The following is a 26,624-nucleotide window of genomic DNA, read 5'->3' as shown; positions in this document are numbered from 1 at the left end:
AAATCTAAAATCTAAAATCTAAAATCTAAAATCTAAAATCTAAAATCTAAAATCTAAAATCTAAAATCTAAAATCTACAATCTACAATCTAAAATCTAAAATCTAAAATCTAAAATCTAAAATCTAAAATCTAAAATCTACAATCTACAATCTACAATCTACAATCTACAATCTAAAATCTAAAATCTACAATCTACAATCTACAATCTACAATCTACAATCTACAATCTACAATCTAAAACCTAAAATCTACAATCTACAATCTAAAACCTAAAACCTAAAATCTACAATCTACAATCTACAATCTAAAACCTAAAATCTGCAATCTAAAACCTAAAACCTAAAATCTAAAATCTAAAATCTAAAATCTAAAATCGATTGACTTTACTTTGATATAGGAATAGAAAAATAAAAAGTCGAGCCTCGATTGGGTTCTGATTCTACCCACAGGCTGCCGCCATGCCGCTCGACAATTCTTTGACAAATCGCTAAACCGATACCAGTTCCCGAATACTGTTTTTGGGTGTGCAAGCGCTGAAAAATCTGAAAAATTCGCGGATGATACTGTGAGGCAATCCCAATACCATTATCCTGCACTGAAAACACCCAGCTATCCCCCTGATGCGAAGCGTCCACCTGCACCACCGGCGCCTCACTGCTGCGGTACTTAATGGCGTTACCAATTAAATTTTGAAACAGTTGCAGCAGTTGAAAAGAGTCAGCTTTTACCCTTGGCAAATTCCCCTTAGTAACTGAAGCTTGATTCTCGCGGATGGCCAAATGCAAATTAGCACAAGCATCCTCAAAAACCTGATTGCAATCTATGAGCTCAAAAGGTTTCTGACTGCGACCTACCCGCGAATACTCCAGCAAGTCATCAATCAGCGCCTGCATCCGATCGCAAGAATGAACAATATTGCGGATAAATTTATTCCCTTGGGCATCAAGTTGGTTGGGAAAGCGTTTTTCTAATAGTTGAGCGTAGCCAGCAATCGTGCTCAAAGGCGCTTGCAAATCATGAGAAGCCACATAAGCAAACTGTTCTAGTTCGGCATTAGAACGAGTTAATTCTTGAGCGTAGCGGGTTTGAGCGTCTAAACTCGCTTGCAGCATTTCTTGTACCAGCTTGCGTTCAGAAATATCCTCGATCGCACAAATCAAATACTGCAGCGTCCCCTTGACATCGCGCATTGCCGACACAGTAACATTTGCCCAGCGCACTGCCTCATCTTTGCATAGCAAACGCTTTTCCACAGAAAAAGTTTGAATCTTCCCAGATAACAGCGAACCCAGGTATTCTCTGTCCGCTTCTCTGTCATCTGGGTGAGTAATTGCCTCCCAATTTTGCTGTAACAATTCAGATTGTGCATAGCGGACAATTTGACAAAAGCCAGGATTTACCCGCATAAATTTACCGCAAAGCGCTGTTTTAGCTATGCCGACCGCAGCTTGCTCGAATATCGCGCGGAAGCGTTCTTCGCTGTCTCGTAGGGCAATTTCTGCTCGTTTACGCTCGGTAATGTTACGAAATGTTACTGCCAGACCATCGTTTAATTTGACCGCCACAATGTGCAGCCAAACAATTGTATCTCCCTCCTGTTCATAATAAAATTCTTGGTCTACAGTTTCTCCTGTTTCTACTACAGAAACATACAAATCAAATAACCTGTTATTGCTAACTTGGGAAACTTTGGCTAACAAATTCTTGCCAACTATCTCATTTAATAGCAGACCATAAAATTTTTCAGCAGCAGGGTTAATCAACAGCCACTGGAAATCTACAATATTTCCCTCACTGTTGCGGACTGCAGAATAAGCCACCACACAGTCTAAGGAACTATTTAATATGCTAGCCAGCAGCGACTGCGACTGTTGCAGTTGATAATTTTGTTCTTTTAATTGCTGTTGCAGCTTTTGCAAGCGGACTTGCTTGTCGATGCGCGCTAAAACTTCTTCTACTTGAAATGGTTTCGTAATATAGTCGGCGCCTCCTACTCGAAAAGCTTGTAATTTATCGTTCATTTCATCTAATACGCTTAAAAAAATTACCGGAATTTGTTCAGTTTCAGGTGTCGCTTTCAGTCTCCGACAAACTTCATAACCGCTCATTTCCGGCATTCTAATGTCGAGCAAAATTAAATCCGGGCGATGGGCGATCGCCACATTCAACGCCAGTTGACCGGAAATAGCTCGGTAAACTTGATAGCCCTGGGATGTTAGCAGTTTGGATAAGAACCGCAGATTGCTTGGTTGGTCATCAACCACCAATACTTTAATTTCGCTATTATCCATTTATTTTAAACTCGATCGAGTTAAATCCATTATCTTGTCGAGTCGGTAATCGGCAAGCAAATCTTTTAAAGCCTCAGCTAAAGTTGGATGACTTTCCCAGATGCGATCGACAAGTTGAATCGCCAGCTCTTCATTAACATCATTAGCTGCGTCATGGAGTTCCTTCACCCAGCTTTGAGGCATTTGAGCCAGCAGCCCTCCGAAAAATGAATCGGGTTTTTCGTTCACACAATAACGCCGTAAAGCCCCGACAGGGAGTCGGGGCAACTCTTGATAAAGATAGCGCACTCCCAAGTAGCAAGCCATCTTATCAAAAAGGATTTGTTCTTGAAAAGGTTTCCGCACAAAATCGTCGCAACCTGCGGCGATAATTTCGCCTTTTTTTTCCTCAAAAGTGCTAGCAGTCAGAGCAATAATTACAGTTCGCCACTGAGTTTGTTTCTCTTTGGCTCTAATTTGTCGGACAGCTTCAAAACCGTCCATTACTGGCATTCGCGTATCCAGCCAAATTAAATGAGGCTGCCAACTTTCCCAAAGTTCAACCGCTTGGTAGCCATTTTCCGCTTCTCGGACTTCAAAACCAATTGGTTGCAACATTTTAACCAGCAGCAGCCGATTTTCTTGATTGTCGTCAACTGCTAAAATCCGATAAATCGGTTGATCTGCTTCTAGTCCGATCGCACGCTGGAATGTCGCCACTGTTATTTCCGACGAAATAGCGGCAAATACTCGGATATTAAATTTAAAACTGGTTCCCTCACCTAAAACACTTTTCACCCAAATATCCCCCCCCATTATTTGCACGTATTTTTTAGTAATTGTCAAACCCAATCCCGTACCATCAGCCGCTTTTCTCCCCGCTTGTGTTTGCACAAAAGCATCAAATAAAGTATCAATTTCTGCTGCTGCTATGCCAATTCCAGTGTCTTCAACTTCAAACAAAATTAACAATGGATCGACGAAGGTATAGTTAAGATGACTTTCCGATTCTGCCGACTGTGGCTGGTTGCTTTCCACGCTCACGCGCAGCCAAATACGGCCCCCGTCGTGAGTGAATTTCATGGCATTTGCCAGCAGGTTAATTAAGCAAACGCGCAGCTTTTTTTCGTCAGTTTTTATATATTGGGGAACATTAGCCTCGACGGAAAATCTCAGTTGCATTTTTTTTGTTTCAGCTTTAATTTGAAACATTTCTTCGAGAGTGTCGAGGAGTTGATAAAGGTCAAAGCTGCGTTGATCTAAGCCAATTATCCCTGCTTCTATTTTCGACAAGTCTAAAACATCGTTAATTAGTTCCAGCAAATGTTGACCGCTGCGGTTAATAATTCGGAGATTTTCGAGATTTTCGTGGCCCAGCAAAGAGTCGCGGCTCATGACTTGGGTAAAACCCAGGATGGCGTTCAGGGGAGTCCGCAATTCGTGGCTCATGTTGGCAACGAATTGACTTTTTGCTAGCGATGCAGCGGCCGCTGCTTCTTCGGCTTTTTTGCGTTCTATTATTTCTTCTTGCAGTTCTTTATTGCGATCGAGCAATTGTTTTTTCAATCTCTGGATAGTCAGTTGGTGTTCGATTCGCGCTAAAACTTCTGCTACATGAAACGGTTTTGTGACATAATCAACCCCTCCCACTTGAAAGGCGGTTAGTTTGTCCAATACTTCATCTAAAGCGCTGATAAAAATCACAGGAATTTCGGATGTCTTCGGATCTTCCTTGAGCTGGGTGCAGACTTCGTAGCCGTCCATTTCCGGCATTTTGATGTCGAGCAAAATCAAATCGGGACAACCAGAGCGCGCGGCCCTGATTGCCATTTTGCCGTTAATTACGCCGCGGACTTTGTAGCCCCTATCGGACAGCGTTGCTGATAAAACTTGCAAATTTTCTGGAGTATCGTCAACAATTAATATGTTGCCTTTATTTTCTTCTATTTGATTTTTGATCATCGATCGCTATTTTTTGTTAATTTAAAATTTGTGGGAATTATCAATAGTGGTTAAATAGTCATTATAGCACTCCCTCCTCAATCAACTCCTTTTATATTTACAGAACTTATCCTAGTTAAGATTTGAGATTAGATATTGGAGATTAAAGAATTGGGAAGGACTGATGATTGGCAGGGTGTGGAGCTTGGCTACAAGTAAATTAGTCGATCGCCCGCAGGCGAGTTTACAAATAGGCGATCGACCTACACAATCAATAATCCTGAACCTGCCACTATTATCCCTTCTTCTTTCATCCTTCAACAATTTCTAAACTCCTCAATCAAATCGATAATCCGATCGCACCGGAAGTTATTCGCCAAATCGGCGATCGCGTTGCCGAAACTAGCATTAATAGGAGGAATCGACAACAACAGCCGAAAAATCTCCTCGTTATCAACCGCATCCGCCGCAGAATACAATTCATCAACCCATTCCGCAGGCATAGCTTCCAAAAATGAAGTATTCAGCGTAAAAGCCAAATCAGCCGTTTCACTTACCCTGGAAACCTCGCCGGACACCGCAGCATCAGAACTTAGCGAAGCTTCTCGATCGTAAACATAGCGGACTCCCAGATACTTAGCCATCTTTTCCAGAATCACTTGCTCCCGAAAAGGCTTCGCTACAAAATCATCGCAACCAGCAGACAAAATCAGCGATCGCTCCTCATCAAAAGCACTTGCAGTCAGAGCAATAATCACCGTTGCTTGACCTTTCAAATGCGCTTTAATCTGTTTAGTAGCTTCGTAACCGTCCATCACCGGCATCCGCATATCCATCCAAATCAAATGAGGTTCCCAACTCGACCACATTTCCACAGCTTGAACCCCATTTTCAGCTTCCTGCACCGCAAAGCCAAGGGATGTCAGCATTCTAACCAACAGCAAGCGGCTTTCCAGGCGATCGTCAACAGCTAAAATCCGGTATTCTGGCTGTCCGGGTTCCAGGCCCACCACTCGGCGAGCTGTTTGAGCCACCTGAATTTCCACTGCATTAGGGAGCGAAACTTTAACATCAAATCTAAAAATGCTGCCGCGACCGAGGGTGCTTGTTACCGTCATCTTCCCTCCCATTAACTTAACGAACTGCTGGCTGATTGGCAAGCCCAAACCGGTTCCTTCTTGAGCTTTTTTCCCGCTCTCTGTTTGCGCGAAAGGTTTAAACAAATTCTCCATTTCTTCCGCAGAAATTCCTGAACCAGTGTCTTGCACTTCAAATAGCAAACAGCAACTGTCAATTGGTTGAATCTCTCCCTCATTTTTAGTTTTTAACAACTCATGTTTGATTCTCAAGTTGACACCACCTTCTGCCGTGAACTTAATAGCATTTCCCACTACATTTATCAAGACTTGTCGCAACTTGCTTTCGTCAGTTTCTATATATTGAGGGAGAGCTGGTGAACAATCAAAAATTAACTGCAACCCTTTTTTTTCGGCTTGCAGCTTCAGCATATTTTCAGTATTTTTTAGCATTTTATGCAAGTCGAAGGTGCTATTATTAAGTGTCACCAGCCCGACTTCAATTTTTGACATTTGCAGAATATTGTTAATCAGAACAAGCAAATGTTCCCCGCTCTGGGTAATAATTCCTAAGTATTGCTGTTGGTCGGCATCGAGGTCTGGGTCGCGGGCAAGCAGTTGGCTGAAACCGAGAATTGCGTTGAGGGGAGTTCGCAATTCGTGGCTCATATTCGAGAGAAATTCGCTTTTTGCCCTGTTCGCTCTGTCGGCTTCTTCTTTGGCTTTTTGCAGGACTATTTCAGCTTGTTTGCGTTCGGTAATATCGCTAGCAGTGCCTGTTGTGCCGATGATGTTGCCTTCAGCGTCCATGCGCGCGATCGCCTTGGTATTTACATCAATCTTTCTACCGTCTTTTCCTAATACTATATTTTCGTACTGAAACACAGTTTTTCCCGTCAGCAAGCGCTGCTGAAGTTCCCATTTCCAGTCTATTTCTCCGGGAGCCAAGAAATCGCTAAAAGAACAGCCGAGCATTTCTTCAGGCTCGTAACCGTATATTTGTTTAACTGCTTGGTTGACAAAAGTAATGTGTCCTTGAGCATTGCAAGACCAGATAATATCTTGGGAAGTCTCAACTAAATGACGGTATTTTTCTTCGCTCTCTGCAAGGGCTATTTCTGCTAGCTTGCGTGGAGTAATGTCCATCAAAGTTGTGAATAGTTTTGTCACTTGCCCTTGTTGGTTGACAACTACTTCTCCTCTGGCTTCGATGTAGCGGATGAAGCCGGCTTCACTTATTTGTGACGGAGAATTATCCGCAACAATTTTCTGTTCCGGGCGCAGAATTCGATATTCCAAAGTGTAAGATTGCCCGCTAGCAATAGCAGTGTCGATCGTTGTTTGCCACTTTTGTCGATCGTCGGGATGCACGTATTGCAAAAACTCAGTTAGTGTTGGCGCAGGCTCGGTTGGAGCGATCCCAAAAATCCGAGATAATTCTTCCGACCAAGTAGTTGTGTTGGCCGATAAATCGCATTCCCAATTACCGACACGGGCGATTCTTTGCGCTGCTGCTAAAGAAGCCGCTATAGCTCGGAGTTTTTCTTCCGCTAATTTGCGATCGCTAATATCTTGAATCACAGAAATTACGCAGGTTTCCCCATGAATTTCAATGATTTCTGCTGACAGCAGCCCCGTTCTAACTTCCCCTGTTTTAGTGCGAAAATTAAATTCGTAATTCAGAATAATTTGTTTTTCATCTAACAGTTTAAACAACTCGGCGCGGGCTTGTATATTTTCCCAAAGATTCAACTCAAGCGCCGTGCGATCGATAATTTCTGCAGCAGAATAACCAATAGTCTGACAAAAAGCCTCATTAATTTCTAAATAACGACCGTCATTAAATCTGGTAATAGTAATCGGGTTGGGAGAAGAACGAAAAGCTTTAGCAAACTTTTCCTCAGACAAGCGCAGTTGTGCAGTCCGCTCCTCGACTAAAGTTTCCAGTTCTTGATTTAGCTTTTGGAGCTGAGCATTTTGTTGCGCTAATTGCTTCTCCCTAAAATAGCTGTTAATCGCTTCTTTTACCGTCAACTTCAAATCTTCCGACTGCCAAGGTTTCGATATGTATCGGTACAATTTAGCATATTTAATAGTATTCGCCACGGCTTCTAAGTCTGCTTGCCCCGTCAGCATAATTTTGATAGTCTTTGGCAAAATTCGGTGAATCTGCTTCAGCAATTCGTCCCCTTTGATATTCGGCATCAGATAGTCGGAAATTACTGCTACTATTTCGCAGCCCTCTGCCAGTAATTCCTCGATTAACTCTAAAGCATCTTCGCCACCTTCAGCGGTTTCTAATAAGTGTTCTTCCCCCAGGGTTTTTTTTAACTCAATTTTCAAACTTTCCAGAATTATCGGTTCGTCATCCACACAAATAATCACAGGTTTATTGTTCATATTTTTGTCAAACCAGATTTTATAGTTTCTACTAATTCTTGGCGCTCCCACGGCTTGTACAAACAACGGTGCAAGTTTGCTTGCTCTTTCACCCGTGATATTGCTACTTCGTCTGCTTGCCCGGTCAGCATAACTTTCACAATTTTAGGATATTTTTGGTGAACCATAATCAAAAAATCATCTCCTTTAATCCCTGGCATTAACCAGTCAGATACTATGACTAAAATATCACTTTCATCTTCTTTTTGAATTTCCTCCATAATTTCCAGAGCTTCATCTGCATTTTCTGCTACTTCATAGAGGTAAGCATCCCCAAATTCTTTTTTAAGTTGAATTTTCAAACTATTTAAGACCACAACTTCATCGTCAACGCACAAAATTACTGGTTTAGACATAAAACTTTACTTCTATTAAAATTGTAAAATTGGGTAATTTCCCGGTTTTTTTTATTGCTATCAAGGGATTCCTATGGGCAAGGATATAGTAAATTTTGTTTGACCAGGCACGCTTTCTACTTGCAGTCCACCTTGATGTTTCTCCAGAATTTTTTGAACTATATCTAATCCCAACCCACTGCCTTCCCCTGGAGGTTTAGTTGTAAAAAACGGCTCAAAAATTCTCGGCATAATTTCTGGGGGAATGCCGGGGCCACTGTCGGTAATACTGACTGATATTGCATTCGCTTGGTGTTTGACATCAATTTTTAACACGCCTTTGTTACCCATCGCTTGTAAAGCATTGTGAACTAAATTTGTCCAAACTTGACTGAGTTCATCAGGATAGCATAGCACAGAGGGCAAATTAGTACCATAGTTTCTGACTACTTCCACACCGTGTTTGATTTGGTACTGGTAAAGCGTTAAAACAGTATCAATACCGTCGGTAATATTAGCGATTACTTTAGAACCCGACTGGTCGTAACGAGAGTAGCTTTTCAAAGCAAAAACGATTTTAGCTGCCCTATCCGTGGCAGTAGCAATATTTTTGGTACTTTTTAGTACCGTAGCAAATTGGTAGGCGATTTGTACAATGTTTCGACTTTGGCTGTCTTTCAACAAAGGTAAAAAAGGTTCTAAATTATTGCCGATACCGATATCTAATAAAGTACAGGCAAGACTAGCGGCGTCGTCAATGTTTTCTGATTCTAATTTACCCTGCAAAAGTTTTTTTAACTGACGTTTTTCTTTACTAGATAATGTATCTGTTTCTTGGCTGGACTTGTGTAGTAAAGCAAAGAAATCCTGTCGCCTTTCCGGGGATAGTTGTTGAAAAAATATCGGCAACTGCTGCAACTGTTCCGTCCAGAAGTCGGCGATGTTCTGCACAGAAGAGCGAATCGCCCCTAAAGGAGAATTGATTTCATGAGCAACTCCGGCAATTAACTGTCCGAGGGCTGCCATTTTTTCTGATTGAATAAGTTCTTTTTGAGTCCGCTTCAGTTCTTCTAAGGTATGAGATAACTCTGCATTTTTTTGGCACAGCGCTGACTCTGCTATTTTGCGGGCGTTAATGTTGCGGGCAACCCAAATAACTGCATCTTTTGAGAACAGAGAAATGCAGGCAGAAAACCAAATTGCGCGATCGCAAAATGTTAAGCTGTAGTCAAAATTGATAGGTTGTTGTGTTTCTAAGACTTGCTGGACTAAGACCCACCAATCATCCGGGTTGTCATCGTCAAGAAAATGTTCTATAGTCAAGCTGACTATATCGAAATCAGACTCAGAAATCGCTGCCACATTCGTTGGCAAAATTTCAATGTTCCGCTGACTATCTAGCACGAGAACGATGTCGGTCATCGCTTCAAAAACGGCGCGTACTTTCCTTTCAGAAAAGTGCAATTTTTCTTCGAGCAATTTTCTACCGCTAATTTGTTGCTGCAATTCTTCGTTACTGGCTGCTAGTTGAACTGTGCGATCTAGAACCCGCTGTTCGAGTTCGGTGTTGAGGCGGCGAACTTCAGATTCAGCGGTGGTGCGGTCTTGTATTTCCTTTTTTAACTGACTGTTGGCATTAATTAATTCTAAAGTTCGCTGTTTGATTTGTTCTTCCAAATTATCATTTAAGAGTCGCAATTTTTCCTCGACTTCAGTTCTCCGCAACGCTTCTTTTTGCAATTCTTCGTTCATTTTGTTCAACTCCTGAATTTTGTCGGCGACTGTTTCCTGCAAAAGCTCGACATTTGCGTGCATTTCTACCGGATCTAAGGCCTGCAGCAGGCTAATTTCAGTCACAATTCCGGCTAAATATCCTTCCTCGTCCACCACCACCAAGCGCCGGATGCCGTGCTGCTGCATTAACTGGTGAGCCTGCCACAAGGTGGCTTTTACCTGCAACGGTATCAGCGGAAAACTCATCGCGGCGGTGACGGGAGTACGTGCGAAATCTAGCCCCGAAGCTTGGAATTTAACAATATCGCGTTCTGTAATTATGCCCACAGGTTTCTGATTTTTGTTGTCGCTGTCAGTGCAAATGACTATGCAGCTTTTTCGCTGGGTTCTCATCTGTTTTACGACTTCTAAAACTGAAGCGCTGCTTGAGGTAACTATTACTTGTGTGGTCATAATTTCTTCGGCGCGCCACATTTTTAGCAAGTCGGCCGGTTTGAGGATTTGACGGATGCTTTCGCAGGTGATAGCGCCTAGTAACTTGCCACCTTCGTCTAGGAGGGGTAAATGACGGATTCTTTTCGATCGCAATATGCTCAATACTTTGAAGATATTTCCCCCTTGATCGAGGTTCAGGGCGATCGGGTTTTCAGTCATCACCTCAGAAATTGCCACCCCTGCTAGCGGTATTTCGCTAGCAGTTATTTTCACAACATCACGTTCTGTAAAAATTCCGAGCAATTTCTGCTCAAACGCGATTAAAATACAACTGGCACTCGCCTGAGTCATGGCAGCAATTGCGACTTTCAAGGGTGTGTCTGGAGGCAGCACCGGCGGTTTGGGGTCGATCGCCTGTTCTAGCAAGCTTTGAGTATCAGAAACTGTTGGTGACATGGGCAAATCAAGGGGGATAGATGCAGGGGAAACCGCCACTTAATACCATTTTAGATTTCAGATTTTACAGTCGCGGTATCCTCACAGCAATAGAGAATTGACATCGGTCTAAAGTTGCATTTTAGTCCCGCATTGGTATGATTTTTAGTGCGATCGCGCTAAACGGCGATATGAATTGGCACGATACACGTCCTTTGGCCGATAACTGATGTTACTTCTATTTTAGCCAAATGTTTTTCCACACTTTTTTAACAATCTCCAGTCCCAACCCGCTGCCTTCGTCGGCGGGTTTTGTGGTAAACAACGGGTCACATATTCGTGGCAAAATTACCAAGTAATTCAGTTGCCACTGACGAGCGCCGGCTCTGATTTTCTTCTCTCACCTCTAATTTTAAAATTAGGCAATTATCTATCGCTTGTAAACCATTGTGCATCAGATTTATCGAAAATTGTTTTAGTTCGTCTGGATTACACAACTATTTAGGCAGTGTAGCTTAAGATTCTCTGACAATTTCTACTCGGTGTTGTAGTCTTTTAATCAAAAATTAATGAATTTTTAAGGGGTTATTAATAGTAGCAATTACTTTTCTACCATACAGTTATATCGAGAATATTTTTGAAATTAAAAATTACTTTTGTGGCTCTCTGTGTACCAGATGATCTTCTTGGCAAGCTGTGAATAAATGGCAGAGACTATCTGACTGACTCAGCAAGTTAAGCTAATCCGCATTTAAATTGCATAGTAAAATAAATTTTTCCTCTTGTGGGGAGTAGGGGTTGGGCATCCTGCCCGCCCTCAACATACAAATTAAATGCACAACAGCTTAAGCACCCTTTGATGAAATATGTAATTGCAGTGCAAATTTATGGATTCCTTATGTTGAGCAAGCCGGATGCTCGATTCAGAAATTTCGTGTTTTATTTTTGTAAGTTCTTGTCCTGAAAAATAGGAATATTGCGAGTTTTTCCTCATAGCAGACAACTTCAAAATCAGCGTTTTTGACAAAAAATTAATAGCTTTCTCGGAACATTGGCAGAGTTTCCCTGACATGAAACTTGTCGTGAGCGATACAAGCTGCTACTTATAATATCCTGCCTCAGAGGCTGTTGGCATTGAACATCGATAACTGTAGCTATGTGTTGCAGGAACTAGCAGCCCAGAAAATCAGGGTGTCCGCAATTGTAAATAATAACCCTGCCTTTGCGCGCAAGCATTCAAGGCAGGGTTATTATTGAGTATTCCGAATTCTCAAGGGTGAAGCGAGGGCGCTGCTGCCGACTTCGGCTGCCCAGCAGTGCACTACTCGCCCAATCGAGTTATTTTAGCGCTGCGTTGGGCCAACATCAGCACTACATAAATAGTCATTACATAGCCGGCGGCCAGAATGGGAATAATTAGAGGAATATCGCGATAAATCATAATTAGAACCAAAAGTCAAGGACGAGGAGGAGCAGGACAAGTTCAAGACCTACTACATTAAGTCAGCACGCAAGACCATGCCTTGGTTCTGAAGGCTGTTTTTCCATATCAAGCCTGCGGGAACATTTAGGCGTTCCCGGTCATCAACAATGATTTACTGCTTTACAGATGCTTAAACAGCCTAAAACCATCCACTTTAGCTGCTTTGAGCTACCGTGCACATAAGATGCGCTACTCTTAACTTCTGAAAACTTTTAGCCGCGAGGAACTAAAAATCTGTACCAGAAATTTTGGCTGCGATCGACTAACAAGGCTGGCTCTACGAAACTTTTACAGGCACCTAATAGCTACCTGCCCGTCTGGCTGTACTTAATGTATAGAATTGTTTAAATCCTTAATACCCATAATAACACAGGGTTTCTGGGATTTAGAGAATTTTTGGCAAGGTCCTTAACAATTCGATACAATAGGGGCAACCCCTCTGGCAGCCGGCTACTCGCCTCTGGCAGACGGGTGACTCCCATCGGGTGGTAGATGACAAATAACTGCAGATATCCTAGATTTTTCTTTTCTATTGCAGAGAATTACCTTAAAATAAAGATATGATATGTAAAATTTTGTTACTTTACGGCTTGAGTCGGCGTATCCATGATCTCTAGCACTCTCCTATTTTCCTCGGTTGAAGAAGACCTGCGACTGTTGACAGAAAACTTAAAACAGTTAGTGGGTGCCCGTCATCCCATCTTGTACGCGGCTGCAGAATACTTATTCGGCACAAAGGGAAAACGAGTGAGACCCGCGATCGTTCTGTTGATGGCCAAGGCGACTATGCCCGATCGGGAAATCACAGAAAAACACCGCCGCCTCGCTGAAATCACGGAAATGATCCACACAGCTAGTCTCGTGCACGACGACGTGGTGGACGAGTCGGATCTGCGGCGAGGAGTGCCGACGGTTCACAGTCGGTTTAACAACCGAGTGGCAGTATTGGCGGGAGACTTTCTGTTTGCTCAATCTTCCTGGCATTTGGCAAATCTCGACAACCTGCCAGTAGTCAAACTGCTTTCAGAAGTGATTATGGATTTAGCTGAGGGGGAAATTCAACAGGGACTAAATGGATTTGACACCAGCTTGTCGATCGAAGCGTACCTCGAAAAAAGTTATTACAAAACAGCGTCTTTAATTGCCAACAGTTCCAAAGCAGCGGGCTGTTTGAGCGAGGTTTCAGCGTCCATAGCAGACGATTTGTACAACTACGGGCGAAACATTGGTTTGGCATTCCAAATAGTAGATGATATATTAGATTTCACCGCTTCAACGGAAACTTTGGGGAAACCTGCAGGCTCGGATCTCAGAAGCGGTAATCTGACAGCACCCGCACTATTTGCCCTAGAAGAAAAACCTTACTTGGAAGTTCTCATAGAACGGGAATTTGCCCAAGAAGGAGATTTAGAGCAGGCCCTGGCACTGGTAGAAGATTCTAGAGGCATAGAGCGATCGCGAGAACTAGCCACAAACCACGCACAGAAAGCAGTCGAATACTTAGCTGCGCTGCCCCATTCAGAGTCCCGCCAAGCTTTGATTGATTTGGCTGAATACGTTTTGAGTAGACTTTATTAGAGGTTAAAAAGTTACACTTTATTGGTAATGGGGAATTGGTAATGGGGAATTCCCAATGCCTAATGCCCTGTTACCAATTAATAGAAAATTGATTTGTTTAGGCAAGATCCGGCGGTGGAGCCGATCGATACTGTTGCAAGTAAACGTTAATTAAACTCTGTACTTGCTCGCGAGGGATTTCCGTCCCGACTTCCTGATTTCCGGGACTTTCAAAAAAAACAATGCTGTCAAGACCTTCGAGAGCTATCATCTGAAATAAAATGTGAGTGACAGGCAAAAGCACCGGTCTGAGGCGATCGCCCCCAGCAGCCGCAGCCTGCGACGCATCTTTAATACTGCTCCAAGCATAAATCACCCTCTTCTCCCGTCCCGGTTGCTTGAGATTGCTCAAAACCACGATCGCCCAACTTTGGTCTACCGCTTGCAGGATCGAGTATTCAAGGTGCTGTAGCTGTTGGGCAATTAACACCAGGGCCGGGGCGATCGCCTTTAAGATTTGTGGCGTCGAACCGTCGGGCGGAGCTTTTTCGATCAATGCTTGAATCTGTTGGTCTAAATCCATCAGTCAGTTCTTTGATATCTAAAATTAAAAATTTCAGGTTAGCAGGTTCGCATCCAAGTATATATTACCCCTTGGAGTTTAGCTAGTCAGACGGGAATCCCCACACGCTTGTCGCTTCGATTAGTGTGGGATGACTCGTCGCGTGAATCGAGGATTCCACATTTTCATGGTAATTAGCTCAGCAACAAAAGATTTAATCGATCAACTTCTTTTGGAGAATATTTCTTTGGCTGGTATAGCTAGAAGCACGGGTGTTTCTCAAAAATGGTTACAGGATTACGTAAATAATAAATATGCCTCACTCGAACGCAGAGTAAAGGTTAAACCTAAAAAAAGTCAGATTGAATGTTGAATGTGATGAACTGTGCCCATTTGTAGATTACCAAGAAAATAAGCAATGGGTGTGGCGCCGCAATGGATAGAGAGACCAGAGAAATTATTGGTCTTTATATTGGTGATCGTAGCGAAGAAGGAGCCAAACAATTATGGAATTCTCTACCTTCTGTATATCGACAATGTGCTGTTTGCTATACAGATTTTTGGGCTGCATATGCTTGTATTTTTCCTTCGCTACGCCCTCAGCCAGTTGGGAAAGACAGTGGAAAAACTAATCACATTGAAAGATTTAATAATACTTTGCGCCAACGTGTTTTTCGGATCGTAAGAAAAACTCTTTCATTTTCTAAAAAGTTAGAAAACCATATTGGTGCTATTTGGTATTTTATCCATCATTACAACTATGTTTTGAGCCAATAAATATCTAATCACTACATATTTATTACTACCCCGCAGCTAAACAGTTGCCATCAATGATTCTGATTTGATAATTAGCTAGTAACTTTGGTGGACTATCTCCCAGAAATTGCATCACATCAGTCATAGAGGCAGCAGTTTCTCCTAAATACTGCAAGATGGGGTGAGCCAATAGCTTGTATGCTAGTCCTACAAGGTTTCAACCATTATACCGATACCCGCAAATCGAAGAGAACGGCAACAGTCGCCGATCTAAGTTTATTCGTAAGGTTGCCAAGCTTGTCGCCAGCGACCGTTGCCGTTCAAGATTCACCAAGAATGCCTGAATAAAGAACACCTTGACAGGGCTACCCCGCTTTAGCCTATTGGTTGCCACCCGGTAAACTAGGGGATATGCTTTCACTCCTGCACTTGGAGGGAAGGACTTACCGCATGGCGGTTCACCTTCAAATGTAACCAGTTGTCACCAGTCTCATCAACTGGGCTAACCGTCTCGCAAGCTTTTTAACTTACTTTAGGTTAAACGAATCGCACACTCCGATCGGTACCGGGTTGTTGACTGCTTACTTGAGGCATGACCGGACTTCAAATGAAGTTTTTTACGTGGGAGTAGCGGGTGTGAATCCGGTAGGGAAGTGGGCTTCCCATACTAAACAACCTTATCAGGTCGCACTCGGCTAAACGAATCGCACCCGAAACAATATAATTACACAATCGCAGCCGCTTTCATCGCGAAAATGCGATCGATCGCATCTTCAACAACCTTATCAGGCGTAGAAGCACCCGAAGTCACGCCCACTACAATTTTACCATCCGGTAGCCAACCTTCAGTTACGACCAAATCTCCCCCCAAAGGCTTGTGTTCGATCCGATTTCCCGGTAAAATGCGCTCCGCACAATCAATGTGAAAAGAAGGAACAGTTTTGTCGATCGCAATTTCCTGTAAATGCGTAGTATTAGAAGAATTAAAACCCCCAATCACCAGCATCAAATCCAACTTTTCCTCAACCAAACTCAACATAGCATCTTGCCGTTCCTGAGTCGCATCGCAGATAGTATTAAAACTCAGAAAATGCTCGCTCAAATTCTCCGGTCCGAACTTCCGCATCATTGTTTTTTCAAACAACTTGCCAATATTCTCTGTCTCAGTTTTGAGCATAGTAGTTTGGTTAGCAATTCCTACCCTTTCTAAATCCAGATCCGGGTCAAAACCAGCAGAATAAGCCTTACTAAACTTAGTAAGAAACTCAGCGCGATCGCCCCCATGCAAGATATAATTGCTGACATATTCAGCTTCTTGCCAATTCAACACAATCAAATACTTATCAGCAAAAGAACTCGTAGCAACAGTTTCCTCATGCTTGTACTGACCGTGAATAATCGAAGTGTAATCCTTTTTTTTGTGCTTTTCAACAGTATTCCAAACCTTAGAAACCCAAGGACAAGTAGTATCAACAATCTTGCAGCCCTTATCATTAAGCAACTGCATTTCTTGGACGCTGGCCCCAAAAGCAGGTAAAATTACCACATCGCCCCTATCGACAACCGAAAAATCTTTCTGCCCGTTCTCAACAGCAATAAAACCAACTTCCATCTCCCGGAGATGCTGATTGACAGACGGATTATGAATAATCTCATTAGTAATCCAAATCCGTTCGGTTGGGAAATGCTGGCGAGTCTCGTAAGCAATAGCTACAGCGCGTTCCACCCCCCAGCAAAAGCCAAAAGCCTCAGCTAGCCGGATCGTGACTGCCCCACGTTCCAGTCTGTAATTATTGTCGCGAATTTGCTGGATCAGACTGCTTTGATAAGCCGTCTGCATTACCCCAGCTACCTCAGCTTCGTGTCCGAAACCCTTGCGGTGGTAGTTTTCCGACTGTTGGAGCGATCGTTTAAAAGCTTTAGTATCCATGTGGTATTGAGTTGAAATCTAGGTTAATTACCTTTGATTTTAGAATGCCTGGGGTGCGATCGGACTTATTGGCTCAGTAGCAGACAGGGGATATGCTATTTATAGCTGGTAAAAGTATAGTCATTTATTGCATGACATGGGAGGCGCTAAGCCCCTCCCCTTTCACTTTTACTTTGAGCGGATCGACCCGCGCAAGGCTCGAACTACGCAGCTCCCTATCCCATTGCGGAACGCATTTGGGATTGCTTTTCTGAGAATATTGTACGCTGCATTCACATCGGAATTAATTAGCTGACCACTCGACGTTTTGTACAAACCCCGCTTAATCCGTTTACCAGTAAACACAGGCTCTTTTTCTGTTTTTCCATAAACAGGAATTGGGTCTAAACCTAAAAAACTGGATCGGGATGTGTAGGATTCTTCCTGCACAATTACTGTGATTCCCGCCAACCGAGCTTTGTACTCCAACATTTCAATTAATCGAGAGTGAGGAATACTAACAAAGTTTTGATTGGTTTGCTTCCCTAACTCGATTTCTGTTTTCCACTGCGCGTTCTTGCCAATTACTAGCGTCCCAATCTGCTTGGTTAGCAAAAGGTTAATAATTAGACGGCTAGCATGATGCAAGTAATTATCAACTTTTTGATGGCGACAGCGAGTTAAGCGCGCTCATGCGGGGCGAAGTTTTGCGATTCCCTTTTAACTGGGATTGCAATCGTGCTTTCCGCTTATTGTAAAACTGGTTAATCGATTTCAATGGTCGCCCGTTAATCAACAAAGGGATAAATCCCGGCTGATTTGAAGTTAACGCCACTAAATTATCCAGTCCCAAATCAATACTAGCTACAGAGTTGGCATTGCCAAGGGTGGACTCCGCTTCATCATAAATCACCTCAATTACATAGGAATCACATTTCGGAACCAGTCTAACTTGACAAATCTGGTTGGGATTGAGTTGGGTTTTAATTGAAAGTTCAGTGCCGGAAAGTTTAATGATTCCTTTCTTCAACTGTTTGCTGCTAATTGCTTGAATCGTGTAGACGAGAAGGTTTCGCCCTTTAGTCTTATCTTTGTACTTTGGCAATTTTGGGCTACCCGTGAATCTTGAAGAGTCAGCTTTGTAAGCTTTAACGGCTTCAAAAAACGATTTCCAATTCTTGTCTAGCACCATCAAGATTTGCTGACTTACTTTAGCAGGCAAAGCCTTGTAGGCTTCATGAGACTTCATCAATCGGTTCATTTCGTTATAACTGACATAACCCCATCCATAAATAAAGCTCTGACGAATGACGTAATTGGCGGCATTGTAGAGGTTTTTGGACTTGAAAGCTAGTTCGTCTATTTGGGCGAAACGGTGTTCCGTCGATTTAATGATGTGCCTCTGTGTTAGTTGCATTTGAGACTTGCGTTTTTTGGGCTATGCGTATTCCTTGTTCAACACTCACAACAATAGAATACCATTATTGTTTATAATTGCTTATAAACTCAATGAAGTTTTACAATACGATCGACACATTGAATTGAGAGCCAAGAAAGAATGAACGCGCCTTCGCGACTCGTTAAAAAAAACTTAAAAAAAAGCGTAGAGACCCAGATACCTGCATCTCTACACGATCGAACTTATTCAAATAATCAGCTTCAAATCTTCTTCGGCGCAAAAGGAGAACTCGATTCAAACGAACTGAAACCGCCGCCAAAATCCTCACCGTAAGCTTCTTCCCCGTGCAAGTCAATATCCAAACCTTTGTCTTCAGCAGATGACGGCACTCGCAGTTCCATAAACTGTTCCAAAATTTTCAGGATCGCAAAAGTGCCGACACCCGCAAACACGTAAGTAGCTAGAACGCCTATCAACTGGGTGCCGATTTGCCCCGGATTCCCGGCAAACAGCCCGTCATTTCCGGCAAAGTTAACCGCTTTAGTGGCAAATACGCCCGTCAGAATAACGCCCACAGTTCCGCCGACGCCGTGAAGCGGGTAGGTATCCAAAGAGTCATCAAATCCAAGCTTAGCGCGCCAGCTAATGGCAAAGAAGCAACAAACCGAAGTGATCGATCCGATCAAAAGCGCTCCTACTGGCAGAACGAATCCAGCGGCAGGTGTGATGCCCACCAATCCCGCGAGGAAACCGCTAGCAATTCCCACTGCTGTCGGTTTGCCTCTGAGCACCCATTCGACAATTGTCCAAGTTAAACCGCCGACTGCTGCAGAAATCATGGTGGTGACAAAAGCCACTGTTGCTAAAGAACCAGCTCCCAAAGCGCTACCGCCGTTGAAGCCAAACCAGCCAAACCACAGCATCCCAATTCCCAACAAGACGTAGGGTACGTTGTGGGGGGTGTGGGGTTTCTTCAAGTGGTCTTTGCGGGGCCCGATTACCCAAGCTGCGACAACTGCAGAAACACCGCAACTGATGTGCACGACTGTGCCGCCGGCAAAGTCTAAAACTCCGATCGCCTCCAGCCAGCCTCTACCCCAAACCCAGTGAGCTAAAGGAGAGTAGATAAAGGTAGACCACAGCAGCACGAACCAGAAATAGGTTTTAAATGTTACCCGTTCGACGATCGCCCCGGAAATCAAGGCTGGAGTTATGATGGCGAACATCATCTGGTACACCATGAAGACTTGGTGGGGTATTCTCGGTGCATAGCCGATCGGATCTGGTGTGTCCGCCGTGACGTTGTTCAAGAACATCCAGTCGAAGCCGCCGATGAAGCTTTCGATCCCTTGCCCAAACCCTTTAGGATTTAGGTTGCTGGCGGTGACATCAAAGGCCAAACTGTAGCCCCACAGCGTCCATGTGACGCCGATCAGTCCCATCATGATTAAGCTCATCATCATGGTGTTGAGGACGTTGCGCGATCGCACCAGTCCCCCGTAGAAAAACGCCAGCCCTGGTGTCATCAGCAATACCAGTGCTGAGGAAACCAACATCCAGGCCGTATCGCCGGTGTCGATCGGATTTGGCACCACCGCAGCAGTACCAGCAGCATCTTGAGCTAAGGCATTGTCCGTTAGCGGCACGCTTAACAGCAACAGCGCGATGATGCCGATCATTAAACTTTTTTTGATCACGTTAGTTGTTGTACCTTCTCATAGCTGGTAAAAGTATAGTCATTTATAGACATGGGAGGCTTCAAGTCCCTCCCCTTTCACTTTTACTTTGAGCGGATTAACCCGCATTGGCTGAACTACGCAGCTCCCTATCCCATCGCTGAACGCATTTGGGATTGCTTTTCTGAGAATATTGTAAGAAGCATTCACATCGGAATTAATTAACTGACCAGTTGATGTTTTGTACAAACCTCGTTTGATCCGTTTCCCAGTAAATACAGGCTCTTTTTCTGTTTTTCCGTAAACCGGAATTGGGTCTAAACCCAGAAAGCTACTTCTGGACGTGTAGGATTCTTCCTGCACAATCACCGTAATTCCCACTAACCGAGCTTTGTATTCCAACATTTCAATCAACCGAGAATGAGGAATGCTAACAAAGTTTTGATTAGTTTTCTTCCCTAACTCGATTTCAGTTTTCCACTGGGCATTCTTGCCAATTACTAGCGTCCCAATCTGCTTTGCCATCAAAATATCAATAATCACATGACTGGTATGATGCAAGTAATTATCAACTTTTTGATTGCGACAGCGTGTTAAGCGCTGAATCCGTAGTGAAGTTTTGCGACCTCCTTTTAACTGGGATTGCAACTTTCCTTTACGTTTGTTGTAGAACTGGTTGATCGATTTTAATGGTCGCCCGTTAATCAACAAAGGGATAAATCCCGGCTGATTTGAAGTTAACGCCACTAAATTATCCAGCCCCAAATCAATACTAGCTACAGAGTTGGCATTGCCAAGGGTGGACTCCAGTTCATCATAAATTACCTCAATTACATAGGAATCACATTTCGGAACCAGTCTAACTTGACAAATCTGATCGGGATTGAGTTGGGTTTTAATTGAAAGTTCAGTGCCGGAAAGCTTGATAATTCCTTTCTTCAACTGTTTGCTGCTAATCGCTTGAATGGTGTAAACGAGCAGGTTTCGCCCTTTAACTTTATCTTTGTACTTGGGCAATTTTGGACGACCCGTGAACTTGGAAGAATCAGCTTTGTAAGCATTGAATGCCTCAAAAAACGATTTCCAATTCTTGTCTAGTACCATCAATATTTGCTGACTGACTTTAGCAGGTAAAGCTTTATACGCTTCCTAAGACTTCATCAAGCGGTTCATTTCGTTGTAGTTGACATAACCCCATCCATAAATAAAGCTCTGACGAATAACGTAATTGGCGGCATTGTAGAGGTTTTTGGATTTGAAGGCTAGTTCGTCAATCTGGGCGAAACGGTGTTCCGTCGATTTAATGATGTGTCTCTCTGTTAGCTGCATTCAGAGCCTCCATCTCTCGGATGTGGTAGTTTATTTGCCTTCCACCACCGCCACGCAGTTGTGTAACTTATGCCTATTGCTTTAGCGTAGTCAGGTAGTTTCATTGTTAACCTCCTGACTACATATTATCATTCTTGCTTACTACTGCTTATAAACTTAATGAAGTTTTATAATACTCAGCAATTTTCCGGGAAGACCCAGCCGATTTTAGATGCGAGGATTTTAGATGCAATAGTTATTTGGTTTTAAGTCCGTGTTTTAGCGGAACAAATCTTCAATAGATAATTCCCCAATCCTCAACCTCCCGACTTCGTATAGCCGGACTCATCTAAATTCGTCAACTATCAATCCAATGGTCTGTGCCTTTTGGATTCCACCATTTGTACAAACAGTTATTCTGTATCACCTTATACTAAATAGCTAACTATCATATTTCTTAATGTATCAGTCGCTACTTGACATAGCCAGTGACAACAGAGTAATCGGAGAGGGGGTGTCGAGGAGAAGGCGGGAGTTTTGAATTGGGGAGAGTGGGAGGAGTAGAGGGGGAGAGTTAGGGAGAATGTTACTTTATCCTTCCCCCCGAATTTATCCGTGGGGTCAATGCTTCAATTCTAAAATCTAAAATCTAAAATCTAAAATCTAAAGTCGATTGACTCATGACTCATTTTTCAACTGCATCTGATCGAATAGTTGTAGGGCCGATCGCCAAACCAGATAACCTTGATCGTTAAGGTGCAAGCCGTCTGTGCTGAGTTCAGTTGGCAAATTGCCGTCTGCATCCGCAAACAGTGGGTGCAAATCCAGATACAAAACATTTTCCGAACTAGCAATTTCTTTCAGCCGTCGATTTATTGCCCGAATCCGACTGTTAGGAATCGCCAACAGCCGATCGCGATTTTCCCAAGTAGCTTGTTCCCCGCTGTGGGGCAAAATCGACTGCACCACAACTTGTGCTTTGGGGTGCGCCCACCGCAAATCGCGAATAATCTGCCGCTGGTTGTCCAAAATCCCTTCGTCGCTCGCCCCCCGCAACAAATCGTTAATCCCAATCATCACAAACACTGTATCCGGCGCAGTGCGATCGAACAACTGCAACCGCTTCAGCAAACCCAGGGAAGTCTCCCCCGAAATCCCTTGATTCAGCCAAATTCGATCGACTGGTAACAGCTTAGTCGGAAACCACATACTGAGAGAATCCCCAGCCAAAACACTCAATCTTGAGGGTCGATTCGCCGCCACCGCCTCAGCTTCGCGACCCAACTGCGTCACCCACTGCTGGTAAGTCCATTTATGTCGCGGCCCGGGAACGGGCACGTCTAGCACTGCCTTTGTAGAGATCGCCGGTTGGCCAATTTGTTCCTGGGCCGCTTCTGCCGTCACCGCATCATTCGCCTGGAACCTTTCTGTCAAGTTGTTTCCCTGCAGCAGTAGTTGAGCGACTGTAAGTATCAGTACCCCGTTCGTCACCAAAGATAGCAAAGCCCAAACCGGAACAGTTTTCGATCGGCTAACTTCCATCCCTAAGAGGGATTTATGAGTTCTACTTCTGCTACCTCCTCCGAACTTCTCCATAAACTCAAGCTATTTGCAGGCCTCACACCGAATAATTTGCACTGATTGCTGCATCAAATTTTACCGCTCAATTAAAGCCTCAATTCTTGTAAGAATCAAGCACTGTGCTGTATTGGGCAAGGGCGGCGATGCAGAACTTTACTTTTTCGCACTACTTTACCATAAAAAATCTGCCTACCAAACTTTCTGGCACCGGAATCGGATTTGTCCAATCAGCATATCTCAACAAAAATCTATCTAAAACTCACCGAAATTACTCATTTCTGATGCTAAAATCCAAAAATGAAAAAATTAACTATAACTGAAGCAGCCAAACTTAAAGGTGTGAGCGCTTCCACCTTGCGAAGATGGGAAGCCGAAGGCAAGCTAATACCGGAACGCACCGCTAACGGTCACAGACGCTATGACCTAGCTCATCTTCTTGGCTTAAAACCCAACGGCGCTTTAACCATTGCTTACGCTCGGGTTAGCAGTCACAACCAAAAAGATGATTTAGACAGACAAAAACAAGTTTTGGAATTGTTTTGTGCATCTCAGGGGTGGCAATTCCAAATCATTGAGGATGTAGGTTCTGGGGTTAATTACAGTAAGCAGGGTTTACAACATCTAATTCGGGCGATCGCAGATAATCAAGTAGAAAGGTTGGTATTAACTCACAAAGACAGACTGCTGAGATTTGGTTCTGAAATAATTTTTAATTTGTGCGAACACTTTGGGACAGAGGTAGTGATTATAAATCAAACCGAAAATACTAGCTGTGACGAGGATTTAGCTAAAGATATACTAGAAATAATCACTGTTGTCTCCGCCCGCCTTGATGGCACCAGGAATCCCAAGAACAAGCGCGTCGTTGAAGAACTTAAAGCAATTGCCGGTAAACTCTAATCAATACACCAGTTTGCAAAGTTCGTTAGTTACAGATTCTCAATTCCCATTTCCCCATTACCAATTAACAATGATCGGCGCCGACTCATGCAATCGAAAACTGCTATATGTACGCCATTAAAAGTAAGCTAACAATAAAAATATGCCCGCGTTCGTATCGAAGATTGAAACGCGAGCACAACGATAGACAGCCATAAGTTGGCGGGTATTTCAGATTCGGGTTTTTCTGAATAAAGAGGTCGATTAGCTGATAAATAGCTAATCTACGACACGAAAGCTGAATTGGTCGATCTCTTCGCACGCTCTACAGTTTGTTAGTCTTCCCCCCAGAACCCCCACCATAACCGCCGTAGCTGGTCTCACTTCTGTTATCCAAGCTCGTTTCCTTCACAAACCCAGTGTAAGCTTCCATCCCGTGTTCGCCGATATCCAAACCTTCAGCCTCCTCTAAAGCCGAAACGCGGATACCCAGCAAAGCTTTGAGTGCCAGCCAAAAAATCGTACTCAGCAGCACGGTCATCCCGCCTACAGAGATAATGCCGACCAACTGCGCCCAGAGTTGACCAAAACCTCCGCCCACAAGCAATCCGGCTGCAGGGCCTGCGGTATAAAGTCCAGTTGTAGGCCCGTCAGCAAACAGCCCAACTGCCAGAGTTCCCCAGATTCCACAGACTAAGTGAACTGAAGTTGCGCCTACAGGGTCGTCAATTTTCAAGTTGTCGAAGAAAGTTACTGCGAAAACTACCAGGATGCCGGCGATTATGCCGATTATGGCAGAGTTGGGCACGTTGATCCAAGCGCAGCTAGCTGTTACGCCGACTAAGCCGGCGAGGATGCCGTTGATAATCATCGAAAGGTCGGGTTTGCCAAGGTACAGCCAAGCCGTAATGGTTGCAGCAACTCCCCCGAAGGCACCGGCAGTGTTGGTGGTGATCGCAATGTGGGCGATCGCATTTGGATCCAGGGCCATTGTCGAACCGGGATTAAACCCGAACCAACCCAACCACAAAATCAAACAGCCCAGGGTGGCAATGCTCATATTGTGTCCCGGCATCGCCACAGTATCGCCGTCGCGGTACTTGCCGAGCCGCGGCCCCAAAAATGCAGCTCCCATCAAAGCCGCCCAACCGCCTACGGAGTGAACCACTGTCGAACCGGCAAAATCCCAGAAGCCTGCGTCTGCCAGCCAGCCTCCGCCCCAAATCCAGTGTCCGGTAATTGGGTAAGCAATTCCTACTAGCAGCAAGCTGAAAATTAAGAATTCAAGGAATTTAATTCGCTCTGCAACGGCTCCAGAAACGATCGTCGCAGCAGTTCCCGCAAAAACTAATTGGAAAAAGAATTTAGCGTTGAGGGGGACTCCCGTCCAGTTAAGCGACTCGAAAATGCCTTGATAAGCGTCTCCTGTGGCGGGGCTGTTGTCGGCTACGTTCCACAGAAAAAATCCGCTGCTGCCGATAAACTCGTTGCCGTTGCTGAACATTAAGGCAAAGCCGATCGCCCAATAGGCGATCGTAGAAAGCGCAAAAACAATCAAGTTTTTGGACAGCACGTTAACCGCATTTTTCTGACGGCAAAAACCGGTTTCCAACATACCGAAACCGGCGTTCATAAAGAACACGAGCATCCCCGCCACCATGACCCACATCGTATCCAGCCCCACCTTAAGGCTTGCTAATTGTTCCTCGGTGGTTGGCGTGGCAGGGGTTTGGGCTACGGCCGCATATCCCCACACCAAGAAGATGATTGCAGCTAAAGGTATGCAGGCTTGCCAACTTGGAGTGAGGCGGGCGATCGCCCGTGGTAACTTGTTCAACCTGTTGACTTTCGTAAAAAATTTAGCTGCTGGCAAATTTAAAGTCTCCCGCCTGACTTTTTTCGACTTTTTCTTTCCGACAGTCATTTTAATCACTTTTACCCTCTTTACGGCTACTAAGCTCAGCAATATTCGGAAAACTTTCCAATCTTACTACAAAAGTTTATTGGATTATTTGTTGAGATTGAGATAGTTATGATAGCCTAGCTCTTCTAGTTGATTTTGTTTTTTCAGTACAGATTCGGACAAAGTTTTGCGGTAATGCAAAACTCGCTCTAGCAATTCTGGCTGATGAGCTGCCAGTATCTGAACTGCCAGCAAGCCAGCATTCTTAGCGTTGCCGATCCCCACTGTTGCTACGGGTATCCCGGCTGGCATTTGCACGATCGAGTACAGCGAATCTACCCCTTGCAGGTGGCGGCTTGGTACAGGCACGCCAATTACGGGCAAGGGCGTTAAAGATGCTACCATACCGGGGAGGTGCGCCGCTCCCCCGGCACCTGCGATAATGACTTTCAAGCCTCGTTGGTGAGCGGTTTGGGCGTATTCCACCATGCGCGAGGGGGTGCGGTGCGCCGAGACGATCGCCACGGAGCAAGCAACACTGAATTCTTCGCAAACTGCGATCGCATCTTTCATGGTTGGCAAATCCGAATCGCTACCCATAATAATTCCAACTGTCGCTTGATTCATAAAATTTTCCGATTTTAGATTTCAGATAAATGCTAATTTTAAATGATTGCGTTAACTCAAATTTAGATATTTTGTACCAAAACTGACCCTTAAAAGCAATTTTGCCACCAGCCCCCGTCTGAGCAGCCCTGCAGCCAGCAAAAAGCAAAAAGCTCCCCCTCCTCATCGCCAGCCACCGGATTTATCCGTAGCGAATATTAAATCTAAAATCTAAAATCTAAAATCTAAAATCGGATGACTGAAACTGACCCTTAAAAGCAATTTTGCCACCAGCCCCCGTCTGAGCAGCCCTGCAGCCAGCAAAAAGCAAAAAGCTCC

At 44.0% G+C, this 26,624-nt stretch carries 14 protein-coding genes and 3 pseudogenes; 3 read left to right on the top strand and 14 right to left on the bottom strand.

Annotated elements, in window-relative coordinates; all coding sequences use genetic code 11:
* Nucleotides 1-384 precede the first annotated feature (384 nt).
* From QUB39_RS25785 to QUB39_RS25765, 5 genes are all read right to left on the bottom strand, one after another.
* Complete coding sequence (locus QUB39_RS25785; RefSeq protein ID WP_333056993.1) at nucleotides 385-2,292, bottom strand: PAS domain S-box protein; 1,908 nt, start codon at nucleotides 2,290-2,292, stop codon at nucleotides 385-387.
* A complete protein-coding gene (locus QUB39_RS25780; RefSeq protein ID WP_333212001.1) occupies nucleotides 2,293-4,233 on the bottom strand; it encodes a response regulator in 1,941 nt (646 codons plus the stop codon).
* A 296-nt stretch (nucleotides 4,234-4,529) separates the two neighbouring features.
* Nucleotides 4,530-7,688, bottom strand: a complete 3,159-nt coding sequence (locus QUB39_RS25775; protein WP_333211999.1) for a PAS domain S-box protein — start codon at nucleotides 7,686-7,688, stop codon at nucleotides 4,530-4,532.
* Nucleotides 7,685-8,083 carry a response regulator gene (locus QUB39_RS25770; protein ID WP_333056990.1) on the bottom strand — a complete coding sequence of 133 codons (399 nt, stop codon included), beginning with the start codon at nucleotides 8,081-8,083 and terminating at the stop codon, nucleotides 7,685-7,687. Before QUB39_RS25770 ends, QUB39_RS25775 begins: the two co-directional genes overlap by 4 nt.
* 60 nt (nucleotides 8,084-8,143) lie before the next feature.
* Nucleotides 8,144-10,687: a CBS domain-containing protein gene (locus QUB39_RS25765; protein WP_333180435.1), complete on the bottom strand. Its 2,544-nt coding sequence runs from the start codon at nucleotides 10,685-10,687 to the stop codon at nucleotides 8,144-8,146.
* Between the two features lie 2,068 nt (nucleotides 10,688-12,755).
* Here QUB39_RS25765 and sds point away from each other — a divergent pair.
* Nucleotides 12,756-13,727, top strand: a complete 972-nt coding sequence (sds, locus tag QUB39_RS25760) for a solanesyl diphosphate synthase (RefSeq protein ID WP_333211994.1) — start codon at nucleotides 12,756-12,758, stop codon at nucleotides 13,725-13,727.
* Between the two features lie 97 nt (nucleotides 13,728-13,824).
* Here the strand turns inward: sds and QUB39_RS25755 are convergent, their stop codons facing one another.
* Entirely contained in the window at nucleotides 13,825-14,289 is a 465-nt protein-coding gene (locus QUB39_RS25755) for a hypothetical protein (RefSeq protein WP_333056987.1), read from the bottom strand.
* Between the two features lie 172 nt (nucleotides 14,290-14,461).
* Between QUB39_RS25755 and QUB39_RS25750 the strand changes: the two are divergent.
* Nucleotides 14,462-15,045: pseudogene (locus tag QUB39_RS25750) on the top strand (IS1 family transposase); the annotation flags it as partial.
* Nucleotides 15,046-15,070: 25 nt separating this feature from the next.
* Here the strand turns inward: QUB39_RS25750 and QUB39_RS25745 are convergent.
* From QUB39_RS25745 to QUB39_RS25720, 6 genes and pseudogenes are all read right to left on the bottom strand, one after another.
* Nucleotides 15,071-15,214 (bottom strand): hypothetical protein, encoded by a 144-nt coding sequence (locus QUB39_RS25745; protein WP_333056986.1) that lies wholly within the window; start codon nucleotides 15,212-15,214, stop codon nucleotides 15,071-15,073.
* 534 nt (nucleotides 15,215-15,748) lie between these two features.
* On the bottom strand, nucleotides 15,749-16,954 hold the full coding sequence (locus QUB39_RS25740) for a 4-hydroxy-3-methylbut-2-enyl diphosphate reductase (protein WP_333485189.1): 1,206 nt from the start codon (nucleotides 16,952-16,954) through the stop codon (nucleotides 15,749-15,751).
* A 124-nt stretch (nucleotides 16,955-17,078) separates the two neighbouring features.
* A pseudogene (locus tag QUB39_RS25735) lies at nucleotides 17,079-18,350 on the bottom strand (RNA-guided endonuclease InsQ/TnpB family protein).
* A 242-nt stretch (nucleotides 18,351-18,592) separates the two neighbouring features.
* Nucleotides 18,593-20,029 (bottom strand): ammonium transporter, encoded by a 1,437-nt coding sequence (locus QUB39_RS25730; protein ID WP_333485188.1) that lies wholly within the window; start codon nucleotides 20,027-20,029, stop codon nucleotides 18,593-18,595.
* Nucleotides 20,030-20,068: 39 nt separating this feature from the next.
* Nucleotides 20,069-21,337: pseudogene (locus QUB39_RS25725) on the bottom strand (RNA-guided endonuclease InsQ/TnpB family protein).
* 657 nt (nucleotides 21,338-21,994) lie between these two features.
* Nucleotides 21,995-22,912 (bottom strand): SGNH/GDSL hydrolase family protein, encoded by a 918-nt coding sequence (locus tag QUB39_RS25720; RefSeq protein WP_333055869.1) that lies wholly within the window; start codon nucleotides 22,910-22,912, stop codon nucleotides 21,995-21,997.
* Nucleotides 22,913-23,194: 282 nt separating this feature from the next.
* Between QUB39_RS25720 and QUB39_RS25715 the strand changes: the two genes are divergently transcribed.
* The gene (locus tag QUB39_RS25715; RefSeq protein WP_333055868.1) at nucleotides 23,195-23,797 is read left to right on the top strand and encodes an IS607 family transposase; all 603 of its coding nucleotides are present in this window, start codon (nucleotides 23,195-23,197) and stop codon (nucleotides 23,795-23,797) included.
* Between the two features lie 304 nt (nucleotides 23,798-24,101).
* Here the strand turns inward: QUB39_RS25715 and QUB39_RS25710 are convergent, their stop codons facing one another.
* Complete coding sequence (locus QUB39_RS25710) at nucleotides 24,102-25,700, bottom strand: ammonium transporter (RefSeq protein WP_333055867.1); 1,599 nt, start codon at nucleotides 25,698-25,700, stop codon at nucleotides 24,102-24,104.
* Nucleotides 25,701-25,784: 84 nt separating this feature from the next.
* Nucleotides 25,785-26,306 (bottom strand): 5-(carboxyamino)imidazole ribonucleotide mutase, encoded by a 522-nt coding sequence (gene purE / locus QUB39_RS25705; protein ID WP_333211987.1) that lies wholly within the window; start codon nucleotides 26,304-26,306, stop codon nucleotides 25,785-25,787.
* Nucleotides 26,307-26,624: the final 318 nt, after the last annotated feature.

The organism is Microcoleus sp. AT8-B5 (assembly GCF_036705565.1).
Lineage (GTDB): Bacteria > Cyanobacteriota > Cyanobacteriia > Cyanobacteriales > Microcoleaceae > Microcoleus.
The sequence above is the reverse complement of the archived record's forward strand: the minus strand, read 5'-3'. Positions and strand labels throughout refer to the sequence as shown.